The sequence below is a fragment of the Pseudomonas sp. EMN2 genome, from assembly GCF_009650555.1.
GTDB lineage: Bacteria > Pseudomonadota > Gammaproteobacteria > Pseudomonadales > Pseudomonadaceae > Aquipseudomonas > Aquipseudomonas sichuanensis.
On the sequence record NZ_VZZR01000009.1, the window covers coordinates 115089 to 130340 of the forward strand.

The 15252-nt window shown below is 58.4% G+C and carries 21 protein-coding genes; 9 read left to right on the forward strand and 12 right to left on the reverse strand.

Annotated features, from left to right (window positions below; all coding sequences use genetic code 11):
- The first annotated feature begins 21 nt into the window (after window positions 1–21).
- The 7 genes from F6X61_RS26920 to F6X61_RS03000 all read left to right on the forward strand — a co-directional run bounded on the left by F6X61_RS26920 (window position 22) and on the right by F6X61_RS03000 (window position 3500).
- Window positions 22–594: a PapB/FocB family fimbrial expression transcriptional regulator gene (locus tag F6X61_RS26920; protein ID WP_178125753.1), complete on the forward strand. Its 573-nt coding sequence runs from the start codon at window positions 22–24 to the stop codon at window positions 592–594.
- A 74-nt stretch (window positions 595–668) separates the two neighbouring features.
- Window positions 669–1139 carry a hypothetical protein gene (locus F6X61_RS02975; protein WP_153785318.1) on the forward strand — a complete coding sequence of 157 codons (471 nt, stop codon included), beginning with the start codon at window positions 669–671 and terminating at the stop codon, window positions 1137–1139.
- A 137-nt stretch (window positions 1140–1276) separates the two neighbouring features.
- Entirely contained in the window at window positions 1277–1873 is a 597-nt protein-coding gene (locus tag F6X61_RS02980) for a hypothetical protein (protein ID WP_153785319.1), read from the forward strand.
- Between the two features lie 9 nt (window positions 1874–1882).
- A complete protein-coding gene (locus tag F6X61_RS02985; RefSeq protein ID WP_153785320.1) occupies window positions 1883–2128 on the forward strand; it encodes a hypothetical protein in 246 nt (81 codons plus the stop codon).
- A complete protein-coding gene (locus F6X61_RS02990; RefSeq protein ID WP_153785321.1) occupies window positions 2125–2382 on the forward strand; it encodes a hypothetical protein in 258 nt (85 codons plus the stop codon). The genes F6X61_RS02985 and F6X61_RS02990 overlap by 4 nt, the downstream gene beginning before the upstream one ends.
- Window positions 2383–2434: 52 nt before the next feature.
- A complete protein-coding gene (locus tag F6X61_RS02995; RefSeq protein WP_153785322.1) occupies window positions 2435–3148 on the forward strand; it encodes a hypothetical protein in 714 nt (237 codons plus the stop codon).
- Window positions 3149–3248: 100 nt separating this feature from the next.
- Window positions 3249–3500 carry a hypothetical protein gene (locus tag F6X61_RS03000; RefSeq protein ID WP_153785323.1) on the forward strand — a complete coding sequence of 84 codons (252 nt, stop codon included), beginning with the start codon at window positions 3249–3251 and terminating at the stop codon, window positions 3498–3500.
- A gap of 145 nt (window positions 3501–3645) precedes the next feature.
- On the opposite strand, the gene F6X61_RS03005 is transcribed toward F6X61_RS03000, so the two are convergent.
- The 4 genes from F6X61_RS03005 to F6X61_RS27465 all read right to left on the reverse strand — a co-directional run bounded on the left by F6X61_RS03005 (window position 3646) and on the right by F6X61_RS27465 (window position 5910).
- Window positions 3646–4197 carry a restriction endonuclease gene (locus F6X61_RS03005; protein WP_153785324.1) on the reverse strand — a complete coding sequence of 184 codons (552 nt, stop codon included), beginning with the start codon at window positions 4195–4197 and terminating at the stop codon, window positions 3646–3648.
- 16 nt (window positions 4198–4213) lie between these two features.
- Entirely contained in the window at window positions 4214–4501 is a 288-nt protein-coding gene (locus F6X61_RS03010; protein ID WP_153785325.1) for a hypothetical protein, read from the reverse strand.
- Between the two features lie 216 nt (window positions 4502–4717).
- Window positions 4718–5038 (reverse strand): hypothetical protein, encoded by a 321-nt coding sequence (locus F6X61_RS03015; RefSeq protein WP_153785326.1) that lies wholly within the window; start codon window positions 5036–5038, stop codon window positions 4718–4720.
- Between the two features lie 8 nt (window positions 5039–5046).
- On the reverse strand, window positions 5047–5910 hold the full coding sequence (locus F6X61_RS27465; protein ID WP_371923648.1) for a hypothetical protein: 864 nt from the start codon (window positions 5908–5910) through the stop codon (window positions 5047–5049).
- Window positions 5911–6101: 191 nt separating this feature from the next.
- On the opposite strand from F6X61_RS27465, the gene F6X61_RS03025 reads away from it, so the two are divergent.
- Complete coding sequence (locus F6X61_RS03025; protein ID WP_153785327.1) at window positions 6102–6839, forward strand: hypothetical protein; 738 nt, start codon at window positions 6102–6104, stop codon at window positions 6837–6839.
- A gap of 429 nt (window positions 6840–7268) precedes the next feature.
- Here the strand turns inward: F6X61_RS03025 and F6X61_RS03030 are convergent, their stop codons facing one another.
- The 4 genes from F6X61_RS03030 to F6X61_RS03045 all read right to left on the reverse strand — a co-directional run bounded on the left by F6X61_RS03030 (window position 7269) and on the right by F6X61_RS03045 (window position 10511).
- Window positions 7269–7820 (reverse strand): hypothetical protein, encoded by a 552-nt coding sequence (locus tag F6X61_RS03030; RefSeq protein WP_153785328.1) that lies wholly within the window; start codon window positions 7818–7820, stop codon window positions 7269–7271.
- Between the two features lie 131 nt (window positions 7821–7951).
- Window positions 7952–8143, reverse strand: coding sequence for a hypothetical protein (locus F6X61_RS03035; RefSeq protein WP_153785329.1), 192 nt, complete (start codon window positions 8141–8143; stop codon window positions 7952–7954).
- 83 nt (window positions 8144–8226) lie between these two features.
- Entirely contained in the window at window positions 8227–8799 is a 573-nt protein-coding gene (locus F6X61_RS03040; RefSeq protein WP_153785330.1) for a hypothetical protein, read from the reverse strand.
- A gap of 773 nt (window positions 8800–9572) precedes the next feature.
- Window positions 9573–10511: a recombination-associated protein RdgC gene (locus F6X61_RS03045; protein WP_153785331.1), complete on the reverse strand. Its 939-nt coding sequence runs from the start codon at window positions 10509–10511 to the stop codon at window positions 9573–9575.
- A gap of 174 nt (window positions 10512–10685) precedes the next feature.
- Here F6X61_RS03045 and F6X61_RS03050 point away from each other — a divergent pair, with 174 nt between their 5' ends.
- Window positions 10686–11243, forward strand: coding sequence for a type I-F CRISPR-associated endoribonuclease Cas6/Csy4 (locus F6X61_RS03050; RefSeq protein WP_178125754.1), 558 nt, complete (start codon window positions 10686–10688; stop codon window positions 11241–11243).
- 295 nt (window positions 11244–11538) lie between these two features.
- On the opposite strand, the gene F6X61_RS03055 is transcribed toward F6X61_RS03050, so the two are convergent.
- The 4 genes from F6X61_RS03055 to F6X61_RS03070 all read right to left on the reverse strand — a co-directional run bounded on the left by F6X61_RS03055 (window position 11539) and on the right by F6X61_RS03070 (window position 15201).
- Window positions 11539–12111 (reverse strand): hypothetical protein, encoded by a 573-nt coding sequence (locus F6X61_RS03055; protein ID WP_153785333.1) that lies wholly within the window; start codon window positions 12109–12111, stop codon window positions 11539–11541.
- A gap of 303 nt (window positions 12112–12414) precedes the next feature.
- On the reverse strand, window positions 12415–12780 hold the full coding sequence (locus F6X61_RS03060) for a hypothetical protein (protein WP_153785334.1): 366 nt from the start codon (window positions 12778–12780) through the stop codon (window positions 12415–12417).
- Window position 12781: 1 nt separating this feature from the next.
- Entirely contained in the window at window positions 12782–14182 is a 1401-nt protein-coding gene (locus F6X61_RS03065; RefSeq protein ID WP_153785335.1) for a ParB N-terminal domain-containing protein, read from the reverse strand.
- Entirely contained in the window at window positions 14179–15201 is a 1023-nt protein-coding gene (locus tag F6X61_RS03070; protein WP_178125755.1) for a ParA family protein, read from the reverse strand. Before F6X61_RS03070 ends, F6X61_RS03065 begins: the two co-directional genes overlap by 4 nt.
- Between the last annotated feature and the right edge of the window lie 51 nt (window positions 15202–15252).

The following is a 15252-nucleotide window of genomic DNA, read 5'->3' on the forward strand; positions in this document are numbered from 1 at the left end:
GACAGTAAGGGAGTGCGGAATTTGACCAGCACCAAAAAAAAACCAGCGCTTGAGCAGGCTGGACCAGGTAAGGCACTTAAGCCGAAGCCGGTGAACACCAGCGCCCAGGCCTCGAGTACCGCGTACTCAGCTTTGGAGCCTGGCCGTGTAGCGCCGGCTCACTTCGACCTGCTGATGAGCTTCACCAACATTCGCCCAGGAAAGCTCGTGGAGGCACTGCGCGGGTTCTTTGTTGACCAGATCCAGCAGAAGGACCTGGTGACAACTCTAGAGGTCAACCAGAGCATGCTTTCGCGCAAGACGAAAGAGGTTCTCGAGCTTGACGGGCGGATCCGCCTGCACCTCTCAACCAGGAAGATCTCCGCCCTGGAGCCGGGCAAAGTCGACGCGACCCACTTCGACTTCCTGGTGAGCTGCACGAATTTCCGTGGGGAAAAGTTGTTGGAGGCTCTGCGCGAGCATTTTGTCGATGGCGCCAAGCAAAAGAACTTGGTGGCAACCCTGGGGGTGCACCAGAGCCTGCTTTCGCGCAAGACGGCAGAGATTCACGAGGTGAACGAGCGGCTCGCTCAGATATCGAAATATTGCCGATAAAGGAAATATTATATTGCTTGGAATTTCCGTAGACGGTAATATTTATCTCATTCCACCCGAGTGAGATTCTTCAGATGTCCCAGCCAGAAACCTACGTTGCCACCCTACACCTCACCGTCAACGATTCGCGCGCTGATCTCGTCGAGCACATGGTCACCGAGTCGCTGGCGCACCTGGTCGAGACGAAGAACAGCTGCGACGAGTGCGTTATCGCGGAGGCGCGGGTTGTTGCTGTCGCGCCAGCGGTGCCAGGCCTCGAGACCAGCGTCATGCCCGTCATCTCGACTGCTCACCTCACGGCAGAGGTCGCGGAACGCCTTGCGCAGGGCGGCACCCACTGGTGTCCGTGCGCCAGCTGGCCGAATGGGTTCTTCTTGTTCCTCGACCTACTCGAGGACGGTGACGAAACAGTACCTCAGTGCCTGTTGGACATTCGTAACTGGCTGCGCGCCCACGAGAACTCGAAGGTGATTGACGAAAGCCGCTGGGTACGCCTTGATGCGGATGGTGCGTATGCTGACGGCCTGCCGATCTACGACTGGTAACCGTTCCATCCCAGTGGCTTTTCAATGGTGTTTCATTGCCACAGGAAAGCCACGTGTTCGACAGCCCGCTTTAGGCGGGACTTTGCGCGGACAGACACAATCACTGCCCAGGGCAACCGGCCCTACAGCGAGGACGCATGACATTCACCGAGCAACTGAAACGCGCAGGCCTGAAACTCTTGGATGGAGAGCGCCGCTTTATCGCGAGGCTGACCATGGGCCAGCCAGTTGAGGCGCGCGATGTCGAAGGCAACCGGTATCAGATCTCGCTCGATCAGGACCGAGTGGTGGTGACGGAGTTACCGCCGGCGCCAGCAGCGATTGACCCAATCGGGGCCGTGCAGCTGGGATCGTTTCTGGTCTCCACCAAAGGCGGTAAGCTCGAGGTAGGGAAAGCACCGGAAGGCCCGCCGCCGGTGCAGGTCGCCCGGATCTTCGACGGGCCCACCCCGTACCGTGGCCAGAGTGTGTTCGACAAGATGTCGACCTTCTCGCTGCGCGCAGGCAGTAAAACCGAGCTGGTCCGGAGCCTGGGGGATGTGCTTCCTGATGCGCGCCAGCTTCGCATGTCCAAGCGCTTGCCCGGCGAGGTGTATGCGGTCGAGTTTGTGAGTGATCTGAAGCTGAACGAACTCAAGGATATCCTGGCGAAGCGATCAACTGACGGCTACTCAGCCGTAACGGTTTTGTCACTGCGTGAGGGCCGCATAGCAGACAACGAAGAAATTCGATAAGGGGCGCATATGCTCAAGCAAAACCAGAAAGACGCCATCAAGAAGCTGGAGCAGGCATTGCTGAGCTGCAAACGCGCCGGAATGGCTATCGTCGGGTGCGATGACAGCCTGCTGATAACCGTTGCTGACGACGACTTGGTTGAGTCGAGTGCGCGGGACTCGACCGTCGAAGCAATTCTTCGCCGAGCTAACTACGAGGACACTGCGTGGAAAGTCAAGAGCTACGGCGTTTACCGTGACAGCGGTGCGACATGAGTGCCGCAAATACGCGACCTCGAGGCAAGCGCAAAGACAAAGGCCTCGCCGATGGCGCCTACGTCGCGACTGCCAAAGAGAAGACCGAGTTGAGAGCGCTGCTAAACGGCCACGGCCAGGTTTGGCCGCAGGCGAAAATGGTGGTGTCCGGCCAGACCGCCCGGTTTTTCAAGAACGGCAAGCAGGTGTGGGAATGCAATGCGGCATATGCCCAGCTCCACTTCGTGACTGCTGCCGCCGAACCTGATCACTGACCAGTGCCAGCCACATCACCCAGCCTACTGATCTATGGAAGGAAGCCGACCCGTGAGTACAACGCCAAATACCCCCCTGCGGAAAAATGAGTTTTATGCGACGCGCATCGACCTGGCACACCGGAAGGGGGATCCGCGGATCTGGCCGCCTGGCGAACTGGTCGTGCTGGCATCCGTCTACAGCGAACTTCTCGAGAAGTACGAGGCGCTGAAGGCCTCCCTGGGCGGTAACACAGCGGCCGGCGGTGAAATCGACAAACCCGGCGCCGCGGCCCCTGAGGCAAGCGTTTCGCCGCAGGGCCAATACGTCCAGCACCTTCACAGAATCGAAGCCTTGCAACGCGAGGCCGCGAAGTGGCGCGCTGATCACCCTGACGCCCAGGAAGGTCTGGTCCGGATCTACGACGGGACAGCCAGGGGCGTGATGAAAAATCTCATCGACCCAATAAGAGTTCGTCCTGGTACGCACGCAGTGGAGCCAGGCGGCCGGGTCCTGCTCGCCCATGGTTTGGATGACTACTCAGGTGCTGAGCGGTGGTCCGAAGTAGTCCCGCCGGCAATCGAGTGGAGCGCGACGATGCCCACTTGGAAGGATGAGGGGCGCCGCATTCTGCTGATGAGCAACGACGGCTCCCAGGTCACTGGCGAGCTGGTCCTGGGGGACGTGATCTCCGATGATGAACTCGATCAACCCGTTTGGGAGGTCCGGTTAGAAAGCGGCGCCACGGTGAGCCTGTTTGAGTACTCGACCTGGGCCCTGAGGTAAGTCGATCGCATCACCATGCCATAAACCCCAGCCCGCTCCCGCGGGCTTTTCCGGTGTAGGGGTGTGCTTTTCACGCTCCATCCAACGCGACGAGGTTCACATGCTCTTGGCCACCAAAGGCGGCACCATCTCGGCTGCAAAGCTGATCAGCGAAACGGCGACTGACTGGAATCTGGAGGTCGAGAGGCGGCCCCTGACGATCAGCAAGACAGACAAGATCGCGCGCGCGTTCGTGAAAATGTCAGACGCCCTCAAGTGGACTGGCGCAGATCGCAAAGGCGAACTGATCGACCACTTCCTGGAAAAGGAAGCCGCCGAAGCTGCTCAAAACGAGGCAGCAGCGCCTGCTTGATCTTTTCGCCGGCGGCGATTGCTCCCCATGGTGCTTGCCAGCCTCTGCGCCGCTGTATGAGCGACGCAAGTGGCAAAGCAAGGACGAGGGCGGAGCGGTCGCCATCGTTGCCAAACGGCTGCGCAGAGAGCTGTTGGCGCGGCATTTACCGGCTAGAGGTTGAGGGTAGGGTCAGCAGGTTGACGAGTTTCTCCCCGCTGATGATCGTCAGGTAGGGATGCTGCTTGTGGAAGTCGCGTGAGAACTCGCCAGTGCGGCCCGTGTGACAGAACAGCCCATGAACCTGCCGGCGATCCAGAATGGCCGCAAAAGCGAGCACATGCTGCTTGCTGATGTGTTTGGAGTAGCGCTTGCACTGCACCAGGTAGGGTCGCCCGCGAACGCTTACCCGGCCGTCGACTCCTCCGTCGCCACTGTAGCTGGCGCTCCTGAAAACCTCGTGCCCACGGCGCTCGAAGGCCTCCAGCACCAGCTCCTCAAATACCAGCGGATCGATCTGGCGCAGGTACACCAGCTTCTGGCCTGGGTGCGGGATGGTGGCCAGCTTTTCGAAAACTCGGCGCGCTGTCATTTGCTTGCGGCGGTGTCGACGCCTTTTCCAGTTCGGGCGCAACAACACGCCAACCCAGCAGGCGATGAGGAAGACGACCGTCAAAGCGCCAGCCCAACCCAGTGCGACTAGTCCCACATTGCTCATCGACGGCCTACTGGTGTTAGGGGTTGGTGGTATTGGTGTCCAAGGGCGCTGCAGCGACGCGGGCCGCTGCCAGCGTATCCGCCGAGATCAGCGATCGGCTTTTCAGCAGATCCAGGCTGTCACTAGGCAGAGCGCTCAGATCGACAACAGGGATGCCAGTAGGAACGACGGGGCGTTCAGGTATCGCTGGCGCCGGCGCCAGCAGGGCGTACAGCATCGAGCCAGCCAGGCTAAGCGCGCACCCGCACAGTGCGAAGTCTCGGGCGATTTCAACTCGTTTCGCGAACTCTTTCAACGTTGGCAAACTCATCTCCTGTCGGTGTCAGGTTTATGCGGCTTCTCGATATGCAGTTCGACGCCACCATCCCACTCTGCCGGCGCAACGCGGCCGCATGCTGAGCAGGTTGCCGTAACCTCTGGTGCTGTCTCCGGCAAGCGCACCTCACCAGCGTGGCCGCAGCCAGAACAGCGGTATGTATAAAGGGCGAGCAGGGGTGTGTTCGTCTGCGTGACCATCGCTCTAATCCTCTGCAGAGTGCTGGGCGTATAGGGTTGCTAGCTGATCGGTCACTGCAGACACGTCCATGCCGCGCACGTCGACGCCATCGAGGTTGACTGCCACGGAATAGGTCGCATCACCCAACTCTGAGCGCGTCTGCGCCTCCGCGGCAAGGAGGTCAGCCAGGCCCTGTGCGACAGCAGGTATGCAGCCATTCAGAGCCCCCAGCGGATAACAAGCAACGCCATACCTAGGCCAGACCTCAATAGCGCTGCGGCTGGCGCGTATCGTATCGCCTGTGATGGAAAGCTCACCGATCACGACGGGGATATGCAGGGGCATGGGATCTACTACCTACCAGAGCTGGTGAGAATGTCGCCGCCCTGCATCATTTCTTCTAAAGCGTCGCGCAGGGTCGAGCCCTTAAAAACCGGCGACATAGGTTCATCGTCCCATGTCACTACGGCCTCATAGCCATCGACCACGTAAAGGAAATCGACCTTCTTGTGCAGGGTGTGATGCCGCTGCAAGTAGTCCAGCATTTCGGCGTCGGTGAATTTTTTCTTTACCATCAACTCACCTTCTTTCAAGGTGGATGACTGGAGGCTCCTAGCCGCATGATGTTCGCTGGAGTTCACGCTATACCTCCTAGATGAATTGGGTCTCTCATGGTGTCTCTTGTGAGTTGGGCGACCCGATCCCGGCGGCTGAGCCTGGTCATTCTCAGCCTTTGCTGACGGGCGACGCTCGATGTCTGGGTGCGCCAACAGCTTCTGCGGTGAGTCGGAGGAGATGAACCAGTTTTTCTGCGTCGACCAGCGCCAGTAGGCTTCCCGTGCGCTCGCGATCTTCACCCACGAGACTCGCTCGCGCCCTGGGCGACGGATGACATGCGTTGCATCTGCTGGCGCCGAGGACCAGTCAGCGGCAGGCTTGGCTGGGGGGCTCACATCGATGGCGAAGACCTCAACGGGATCAGGCCCGAAATGCGGATGGGTGATGGTGGCTAGCTGGAACCCCCGCCAGGGCAGGCGCAGGCGCTTGGATTCGTCGTCACTTCGCGGATATCCGCGCGTTAGCTCGACAACCTGGTACGAGCGACCTTCGAGCCGCTTTTGCCAGTAGGGCGTGATCAGGCGGTACTCCTCGAGCTTCCGGCCGGCCTTGATCTCGTCGAAATATTCGCCTTTGAGGGCCAGGGTCAGTGTGCTCATCGTTGGTTCCCTGCGGCGCCCCTGAATGAGCCCGCTGCGATCCGCCGTACTGGAGGTGAGGGCGGCTAACAAAGAGTTCGATTTTAGTTCTGTTTACCGGAACAAACAAGGTTGCCGGCTACCTGGCCAGCTTGCCGTGGTGCAAGGGATGATGCACCGTATCCCTACCAACTACTTTGTCAGGATGACCCATGCCAAAACTTCCTCGCCCGTTCTACGCCGCCTCTGGTAGCCGCGTCATGATCGGTGGCAAGAGCGCTGAAATGATCGATGCGGATCTCGCAGCGGGCGTAGCCAGGGTGGGTGGCTTCTGGCGCGAGCCAAGCTACGTCGAAAGCTATCTCCATGGCGCCCAGGCCCTGATCGACAAAGGCATTGCCGACACCAACCTGGACGATGTTGGTCTTCCAGTGTTCTACCTTCAGCGCCATGCACTTGAGTTGTTACTCAAGTCAGTGCTGGGCTGGCTGCATGCCATAGAGGACCTGCAACAGCTTGCCAAGGACTTGGAGTTCAAGCCAGATCTCGAGAAACGCGATAGGCAGATTCGAAGGCATAGCCACCGTGTTCTGCTCGACATGTTGGTGGTCGTCGCAAGGGCGGTTGGAGTGCCAGCACCGCCGGCCGATATAGCGCGCCTGGTCAGAAAATTCAGCGTGCTCGAGAAAACGGAGACCTGGGCAAGATACGGCTCGTCGCTTAGCAAAACAGGGGATGGGGTGCGACATATGCAGGATGAAGTCGTTATCCCGCTTGTGGAGTTGCAGCTGGAGCTGGTGGCACTCGCCGAGACAGTTCTCTATCGTGATCTTCACGGAGCGAGTTACGAGAACACGCTTGCTGACCAATGGAGTGAACTCTCAAGCGCCATCGATCACTTGAAAGGTTTGCATGTGCACGGCGAAGATCACTCCTCGGGCATTTTTTAAACCGGTGAACTCGACAAAGGCAGCGGTGTAAACCGCTACGTCTCAACGATATGCTCGCAGAGAGGAGTCCGTTCAGGGCCAGCCCCCTCAATGGTCTCGACCCCGCAATTGCAGGGCCTGGGTAGCGGGCGGGTAATTCACCCTGTTTCTAAGGCCCCAAACCAGGGTATGGCTGGGCCTACAGCATCATTTCCGGGATATGCTGGCTGATCTTGACGGCGGGTCAAACGACCTAGCCTGAACGCAAAGATCGAAGCCCTTGACGAGCGGGGCGCGGACCTTCAGTTGTGAGTCCGGATCACGATCATTGTCGTGCGCGGCCATCGCCTCTCCTATCAGGTCTTGCAGCTCGCTCACGACCCTCAGAAGGTCATTGCGGGAAGGCTTACGTGCTAAGTCCATGGGAGGCTTTCCGGAACTCATTGGCGTTCAGCTAAAGCAGAAGAGAATCCGGACATCCGCCGGGCTTCCCAACTTTGCAAGCTGCTCAAGATGCTCAAAAAACCTTCTCCCCAGGGCGTCCCTGAGAGGCATTGTCTCGGTGGGATCATCCATCGGGGTAATGAGAGCGTCATAGTCAACCGCCAGTAACTCTGCTGCGCCGATCCATGAGAAACCAAAAGAATCGGCGTCATTCCGGTTCGCAACTTTTTGACCAACCGTCTTGAAGTCCTCTTCAGAATGAAGCCAGCTAAAACCAGCACGGTCACCCCAGCCGCCCAAAATATGGTGCAGTGCATCGTCTGAGGCATCATCTGGAAGGCCACGATTCGGAGCGATCGGGTCTATTCCGTGATCTCGTGTACGCACGCCAGCGAACAGCGAAAACATGGTGTAGCTCTGCCAAAAGAACGCGTACTGGGTGAGCTCTGTCGAGTCATGCCCCGGCCAAGTAGGATCGTTCGTAAAGACGGCCGTTGTGCTCTCACGCCAGCCATTCTGGCCTCGTGTCTCTACAACCGTTCTTATGTAGTCGCCCATTTGTCCTTCCTTCTCTAATCCAGAGGGCAGAAACGCCCTGTTCCTACGTACTTAGCCCAGCGCATGGCTGGGCTTGATACTGCAACAATTTCGGTTGTGACGCTGCATCCTATGCGGGGCATCAGGTGGTATTAAGCGGCGGCGTCTTCACACACATCGCTAATCGCCTCGATCTCGTATTGGCTCAGCGCGCCGACCAGGGCAATGCCCAGGCCGGTACACGCGGCCTGAACATCGGTGGCGTCGATCCGGTGGGGCAGCATACCGCGCTCGGCGCACCACTCTCCAACGGCGTGAATCTGCGGGGTGGTCAGGTTGGCCATGCTTCATTTCTCCTTGGGGGAGGTCGACGCATGCCAATACAACGGCGGGTGACCTCGGGATTGATCGATGGGGGCCGGTGGTATCAGTTTCCGGCGCCACCAGCAGCAGTGATGACCTGCTGCCACACCTGCGCTGTGACACATACCAGCGGCTCCTCACGCGACTCGTGGTAGACCCCGATCCAGCTGTCTTCCCAGTCCTCCAGGTCAGGAACATCGCTGCCATCGTGCGATGTGAGCAGCATGTGATAGGTGCCATAATCGCGGCGCATGGCCATGCAACCGCCACCCGTGTGCACCAACTGGAATCCCTCGGTGACTGAGTCTTTGGGAGATCCATCGGCGGACAGAAGTGGGTGACTTGTTGGTATGTTGAAGCCGGCGGCCTGCAGCTCAGCCAGAATCCCAGCCAAATCGTCCTCTGGTTGCGACATCCTGATTCGGTGGAGAACACCATCCACGGTTTTCGCGTCGACGGAGCCATCCTTGGCCAAGGTAACCGACTGCTCTTCGAAGCGGTGGAAGTCAGTCCGCGTTTCGAGGCGGAAGGTGGCGGGATTTGAACCGCATTCGTGAAACCAGTTCTGCACTTTGACGCCGCTCAGAAACAGGTCATTGGCATGGTAGAGGATGTCGAACAAGCTGGAGGGCTGCATTGGGCACTGTCCTATCAGGAGTGGTTAACCTTTCGATAGAGCAATAATAGTTCCGTTAAACGGAACTGTCAAAGTCTTTGTGGCCTTGTTCTCTCAAGTCGATTTTCCGAAATGATGCTCCCCCAGTCTTGAGGATAGGGGAATCACCCAGCGCTCGACCCAGGGCGATCGGGTCACTGATGCCAAACACGATGGACGCAGGCCGTAGCGCTTTGGGGCGACGCCTGATGAGGCGCGCAAGGGATAGAAAATGATTCACGTTGTTCTCCTAGGGGCGCGCGACGCCATTGCGGCGTAAGTGCCGTGGAGTCGGAGGGGTGGCCAATGCTTCATGGATCGAAAGGCCGCCTTCGCTCATGCGGCGCCTAACGGTGCTGGCGCTCACGCCAAAATGTTGGGCGAGCTCTTTGATGTTCCCCCGTAGGGGGCTGCCGCTTGGGCCGAGGACTTCATACTTTGCCTTTTCCCGGCGCTTCGCGATTGCGACTTGAAGGGAGGCCTTCAAAGCAGGCGTGAATACACCGCGTCTTTGTTCAACGCTGCGTTTCCTCGAAAGCGATTGATTGCCAGGGACCCACTCGAGCGGGCCGATCACCTCAAGCATGTCCTTCAGCGTTGACCAACTGATCATCAACACCTCGCATACTTCGGTTCGGGACCACCCTAGCTCTGCGGCTTCCCTTATGAATATCTCGGTTTCACACGCCACGACTTGTACCTCGCAACGACGGGAAAAGCGGCTGTCGGGCAGCCGCTCGGGTCAGCAGGCTTGATTAAGCAATGGAGCCTGGAACGTTGGTACCGCCGAAGGCTGCGAACAGGTTGTCCAGCATTTCCTTGAGGCTCTTGGCTGTGAGGATGACAGAGGCCTCCCACGTCTGCAGCTTGTCCTGGTCATCGCCGGCGTTGTGCTTGATGTCAGCCATCAGGGTGTCGCTCAAGCGGATCTTGTCGATCAGCAGGCGATCGTTGACGCGGAACACCATCTTGTCCGACCAGGCCAGCAGGATGCTGCGTACGAGCAGGCCAGAAGCGAGGTGCATTTGAACTTCGTCGCCGGTCAGGTCCACATCGCTCAGGTTGGCCTTGCCTTCCTCGACGCCGCGCAGGCTTGCTTCGCCCAGTGGGAAGAACGGGGCAGGGAAGGTCTTCTTCTTGAGCCAGTCGGTCATGACCGCCGTAGGCGACTGCTGGACCGTAACGGGGCGGACTGGCAGGCTGCCCAGGACTTCGCGAACAGTGCTCAGCAGGTTCTCTGCATCAGCCGGCCGTGAGGCGCTCACCAGGATCAGGTTGTCAGCCGGCAGGATGAACGCCGTGAGCTGGATCTTCTTCGGGATGACGCGGCCGATCAGCGACATCACCACTTGGTCCTTCATAACCTTGCGTTCAGCCCGACTGACTTTTGTGTCGGTGGTCTGCTCCAGGGCGCTCACGCGCTTATTCAGTTCGGCATCGATCGCCTGTGCTGGTACTTTGCGCAGGCTTTGCTCTGCCTTGATGACCAACACGTCCGAAACCTTGTGGGCGAGGACGGTAGAAACCTGGCCATCAACGACTGGCAGAGGCGTGATGAAGCCGAATGTGCTCAACTCTGTATCAGAGGGATCTCGCGCAGGTTTCTTCTCCAGCGCCGCCTGCAGGGTCGACTGGCTCAGGTCAATACTTGCGTCCGTGAGATGGTAGGCAATGAGTTTCGGGAACAGATTCATGAGGCGTTTGTACTCGTTTCGTCAGGATTGGCTGTCCAGGCCCAGCTGGCCGGAGGTGGAATCTTAACCGAGAAAACACAATTTGCTATGTATAATGATATTGCACGTTGGTATTTCGAAGGTAGAATCCATATAGCCCCCTCCTTTGGGACCACCAGACAAAGTAGACCTCGCATGATTCTCTCCAAATACATCGAACTTCACGCTCCTGACAACGCTTCAGCCCGCAGTTACTTCAAGCGGGTGATTTTGGCGGTGCATGAGCGCAACAGTGCCGGTGGTGAGTTGGTTGTGGACTGGCCGAAGTGGGCCTCATCGGCCAACTACTTTGGCAGCGTGATGCGCATGTTCGGCTCCGTTGAACAGTTGGAGTTATTGCGAGCTCGCTTGAAGGCGGCGGCGTGGCCAAAGAAGAGATCGCCGCACATAACTGCCGTCCTTGACGTGCCCAAGGATGCGAAGATCACCTGGATGTTCAAGCGGCACCGGACACCCTGCCGAAACCGGAATGGGGCCGTGATCGCGCGACTCCAGCGGCGCGCCATCGCCCGCGGCGAAGAGCCCAAGGAATACACTCCTCAAACGATTGAGACGCACACCCTGATGATCGTCTCGCTGAGCACCAATGCAAGGTTCCCATTCGACATCTGCCGTGTCAGGCCGACCCACCTCGACGTCCTGGACAACAAGCCCAGCTCATACGGGCTTGGTGTGCCGGTGCCACGGTTCTGATGGCGCATTTCTGACGCCAACAATTCGGCATCATAGCACTATGCCATTTGCTGGCAGACTGCTAAGATCGTTGCGGCTCATGGCCAGCACGTCCTTGACGCGATTTCCATTAGCCAAAAGTAAGCCGTTTAGTCTCTGCTGAAGGATGGATCTAAGGCTTAGACGCCGCAGAATATGCGGGCGTGACCTACTTTGAATTGATCGCTGAACAAGCGCTCCTGTGAAGCCAGCGGTCCCCGCCAAGCTGGTTTCCAATCTCCACTGAATAAGTGGCTTCACCTCCGGCAGCTATCCATCAGCTGCCGACCTCTCCCGGCACGCTTTGCCCAGCCATCACTGGCGACCTGTAGGCCTGGACGATCATCCCCACAAGCTCTGCACGCATTTCCGGATCCAGGCACTGCTTGGTGAATGCTCGGAAAACCCGGTATCCGTGGAGCACAAACAAATTGGAGCGCAGCCGATCGGCCTTGAAGGCGTCGCGGCTGGAGTGGAAGGTCAATCCGTCCATCTCGACGGTGATGTCTGGCGCAAGAAAAATGTCGGCGCGGTACCTGCGCCCAGGTATTAGGCCGGTACGCTCCCACTCTGGTATTCCGGGCAGTTCCTTGCACAAGGCCTCGTAAAGCAGGCGCTGGGGGATCTCATTGTTCTCGCGCTCCGCAGCTGCCAAGGCTTTGGCAGCCGGGGTGGAGATCTCTGTTCTTTCCGCCTTTGGTGCAGTCGGCAACGCTGGCACCTTCTTGGCTGCAGCAATGCCAGGGTAATGGCCTCGTCCTGCCCGAGTGGCAGCTTGCATGGTTTCCGCGTCGGCGCGGGTGATCAGGTTGCGGCTGAGCGCATCCTCAACAGACATTCGTAGGCTCACGTTCCGGTATCCTGCCGGCAATGGGAAAACTGCTTATCCAGCAGAAGCGCAGAGCACCGTGAAAAGCTCGCGTGAGTCAACCGCCGCTTATGCGGCGGTGACTGGCTGCCTATTCGGCAGAAAGGTATGTCGAAAACTACCAACCCTAAGGCTGATGTTGCGACCCGCCTATACGGCGTAGTGTGCCCACCGATGACGCCGGCGGACCTTAAAGGAGCAGCCCCTTATTCAGGGGCACATCCAGGGGTAACACTAGGAGCTAAGCCCTGCAGCGATTATAGCACCGTTTCGCTTGCGGCAGCTTCAAGCCTTAGACTGGAAAGTTCTCAAAGCATGAATGAAGCAAGCATGTTGTAAACACGCTTGCTTAGAGGCATCTTTGTTGTTCGCGCACAAAAGATCAATTTCTGCAAGACACTCTTTTGTAATGCGCACGTTGATCTTTTTCTTATCTTTTCGATCTCGAACCCAAGTTGTGATCAGGTTCTCGATTTCGTCTTCAGGCTCCTTCTTGAAGTGATCGATGGCGTCGGAAATCCAGTCCGGCCACGCCTTAGACGATAACACCTGAGCTTGCTGGATCACTTCAACCTGGTCATTGGGAAGCCAAAGGGGGTACGAGGTGGTTGGTGCAACGACCTTCTTTTCAGTCGGGGCAGGTTTTCGCATGTCAGTCTGCTTCGTCCAGAGGGTCTAGGGCCGCGGCCAGGGCATCAAATACTTCTTCCATGCACTTGCGGCGGTACTTTTCGGGAGCTCCGCGCCAGCCAGCAATGGCAGTTTCGATGGCGCTGCGAGCCTGGTCGCTTACGCCCTCAATCGTCTTCAGTGCCTGGAAAATACGGATACCGCCTTCGGTACCAGGGAGCCGAGCTTTGGCGGCTGGCGCGGGAGGGGAGGAGGGCGGCGACTTTGGTGAGGGCGCACCGGCCGGTGGCTGGGCTTGGGTCTTCTGCTCCTCATCGCCTCCAGCTGCTCCAGGGGTATCTGGTAGCTCGTACTGCTCTGGATTTTTGTTGCCCTTGCGGGCGCGATGGTATGCGCGAACATGCTCGTCGATGTTTCGGATCCCCGAAATCTCGCCCGAGCAAATCCGAGCCAGTAGGAGCGAGTCATCTGGGAGCTGGCAAACACCGCGCCAGCGGTGGCACCAACTCTTGGAGCGGCCGCCGAACTCGTTCTGGAAGGCTGCCAGGTTGAGTTCTGGATTGTCGGGGCCGCAAGGTTGGCCGGTAAGTTCGGACATGTAGCGGCGAAGCGCGAGTACCCAGCCTTCCCGATCAACGTCAAGACGGTCAAGGTTTTCATGAAGCATCTGGCTGAGGGCCACCAGGTCACTCGCTACAGCGCCGGCATAGGGAATGTTGTCCATCCCAGTGAGACGGCATGCCCAGTAGCGACGTTCGCCAGCGACGATCTCGAAATAGCCGCCGCCACAGGGTCGAACGCGAATGGGCTGAATGAGCCCATCCTTGTGAATGCTGCTCGCCAGCGCCAGCAGGTGACTCCACTGTGACAGGAGCGCTTCAATGCGCTTGAGCTTGCCTCGATACTCCTGAACCTGCTCAGAAGTGGCCTCACCTTGGGCCTCCAAACGCTTGATTTCGGCCGCGTCTGGGGTGCAACGCATGAGCATACGCTCAACCCGCTCGTACCAGCGGCGAGTGTATGCACGCCAAATGGCGTCCAGGTCCTTGTCGGCTGGATCTTCGAAGTTCAGCTTGTGACCGGCGCGGACTTCATTGGCGAGCCAGGCTTTACCAGAATCCGACAGAAGCCAGGTCTTCTTGACCTTCTGCGCCCAGAGGATCGCGCTCGTGCGTGTCAGTTTGTTGATGTGGGTGGAGCTCGCCTTCCGTGCCGATCCCGATTTCGTGACGTGGTTCGGCTGCAGCACGCGGGCTGCGACCAATGCCCGGTAGCGTGGGTTGGTCGGCGTTGTCTTGAACTGTGATGCCCTCAGCTTTGCGGTGGGCTGCATCGCAGTTTCGGGGGTAGCGATCTGCTTTTCGCCGGTCAACAAAGCGTCTGTCGATGCGGAACTGGAAATTACTTTTTTTCGAGTGCTCATGCGAAGCGCTCCCAGGAGTCGCGGTCTTCCATGACCTGCTGCGCGACGGCCTTAACGAACCGGGTAGCCTGAATAGCGGGCGTAGTGCCCTTGGTGGCAAAAACTTGGTCAGGCGTGTTACGCCAGTTATCCGTCTCTGGATACGCAACAGCTTTATCCAGCGGGGTCCTCATCAGATACTTGCTGAGCACTGGCGAGTCTTCGATACGGTTGAGCTGCTGCTGGTGGATCAGTGTTTTCTTCTGCACGATGTTCGGGAGCATGCCGAGGAAGTTGAGATCAAGGTCCTCGGATTCGCGCCGGGCGGCGACCTTGGTCTGGAAGTAGCTGATCATCGACAGCACGCCGTCCACGCTCTGTGGCTCCGGCTGGAACGGAATGTAGATGTGGGTCGCCGCGTGGATAACGATATCCATGATTGCAGTCTTGGTCGGCGGAGTGTCGATAACGACAAAGCTGTACTGTTCCGCGAGTTCTGGTGATCGCAACCACTGGCGCAGAATCTCGGCTGCTTGCTTTGCCTGCTCTGAACCACGCTTAAGGCTTTGGATGTCGACCAGGAGAGCCTCGTCGTTGGGAACGACGTGGATGAAGTCATTCCCGATAGGCTGCATCTCTTCCTTCGGAATCAGATTCATGTCCTCGAGCCTTTGAGCCGAGTCGCTTGGGTATGGGACAGGCTCGAGACTCGAACCACCTTCCAGCAACTCCAGCCAAAGGTCGCAGATCGAGGTGCGTGGGTTCTCTTCTCCGTCCAGTACCAGCTGGGGATGTGGGCGAGGTGACTTGGTGCCGGCTTCGTCGATCACCTCAAGCAGGTTCCAGCGCTTGCTGGTGTTCCCCTGCGGATCGAGGTCGATGTACAGGATCGGCTTGCCGTGGTGATACTCGGGAAAATGCGCGAAGCCCTGTACCAACACTCGGCTGGTGGTGGTCTTGCCAACGCCGCCCTTGTAATTGGCGGCGACGATCACCGCCAATGGCTTCCTGTCAAAATCGAATTTTTTCTTCGGCGCCATCGCGGAGCTCCTGCCTGGAAGAATGGATGTGTGCGGGCGATGATACATGCA

What these genes read in the sequence shown, in the direction of transcription:
- F6X61_RS02975 (WP_153785318.1), top strand. Translation starts at nt 669, where the DNA reads ATGTCCCAGCCAGAAACCTACGTTGCCACCCTACACCTCACCGTCAAC.
- F6X61_RS02980 (WP_153785319.1), top strand. Translation starts at nt 1,277, where the DNA reads ATGACATTCACCGAGCAACTGAAACGCGCAGGCCTGAAACTCTTGGAT.
- F6X61_RS02985 (WP_153785320.1), top strand. Translation starts at nt 1,883, where the DNA reads ATGCTCAAGCAAAACCAGAAAGACGCCATCAAGAAGCTGGAGCAGGCA.
- F6X61_RS02990 (WP_153785321.1), top strand. Translation starts at nt 2,125, where the DNA reads ATGAGTGCCGCAAATACGCGACCTCGAGGCAAGCGCAAAGACAAAGGC.
- F6X61_RS03000 (WP_153785323.1), top strand. Translation starts at nt 3,249, where the DNA reads ATGCTCTTGGCCACCAAAGGCGGCACCATCTCGGCTGCAAAGCTGATC.
- F6X61_RS03005 (WP_153785324.1), bottom strand. Translation starts at nt 4,197, where the DNA reads ATGAGCAATGTGGGACTAGTCGCACTGGGTTGGGCTGGCGCTTTGACG.
- F6X61_RS03015 (WP_153785326.1), bottom strand. Translation starts at nt 5,038, where the DNA reads ATGCCCCTGCATATCCCCGTCGTGATCGGTGAGCTTTCCATCACAGGC.
- F6X61_RS27465 (WP_371923648.1), bottom strand. Translation starts at nt 5,910, where the DNA reads ATGAGCACACTGACCCTGGCCCTCAAAGGCGAATATTTCGACGAGATC.
- F6X61_RS03025 (WP_153785327.1), top strand. Translation starts at nt 6,102, where the DNA reads ATGCCAAAACTTCCTCGCCCGTTCTACGCCGCCTCTGGTAGCCGCGTC.
- F6X61_RS03030 (WP_153785328.1), bottom strand. Translation starts at nt 7,820, where the DNA reads ATGGGCGACTACATAAGAACGGTTGTAGAGACACGAGGCCAGAATGGC.
- F6X61_RS03035 (WP_153785329.1), bottom strand. Translation starts at nt 8,143, where the DNA reads ATGGCCAACCTGACCACCCCGCAGATTCACGCCGTTGGAGAGTGGTGC.
- F6X61_RS03040 (WP_153785330.1), bottom strand. Translation starts at nt 8,799, where the DNA reads ATGCAGCCCTCCAGCTTGTTCGACATCCTCTACCATGCCAATGACCTG.
- F6X61_RS03045 (WP_153785331.1), bottom strand. Translation starts at nt 10,511, where the DNA reads ATGAATCTGTTCCCGAAACTCATTGCCTACCATCTCACGGACGCAAGT.
- F6X61_RS03050 (WP_178125754.1), top strand. Translation starts at nt 10,686, where the DNA reads ATGATTCTCTCCAAATACATCGAACTTCACGCTCCTGACAACGCTTCA.
- F6X61_RS03060 (WP_153785334.1), bottom strand. Translation starts at nt 12,780, where the DNA reads ATGCGAAAACCTGCCCCGACTGAAAAGAAGGTCGTTGCACCAACCACC.
- F6X61_RS03065 (WP_153785335.1), bottom strand. Translation starts at nt 14,182, where the DNA reads ATGAGCACTCGAAAAAAAGTAATTTCCAGTTCCGCATCGACAGACGCT.
- F6X61_RS03070 (WP_178125755.1), bottom strand. Translation starts at nt 15,201, where the DNA reads ATGGCGCCGAAGAAAAAATTCGATTTTGACAGGAAGCCATTGGCGGTG.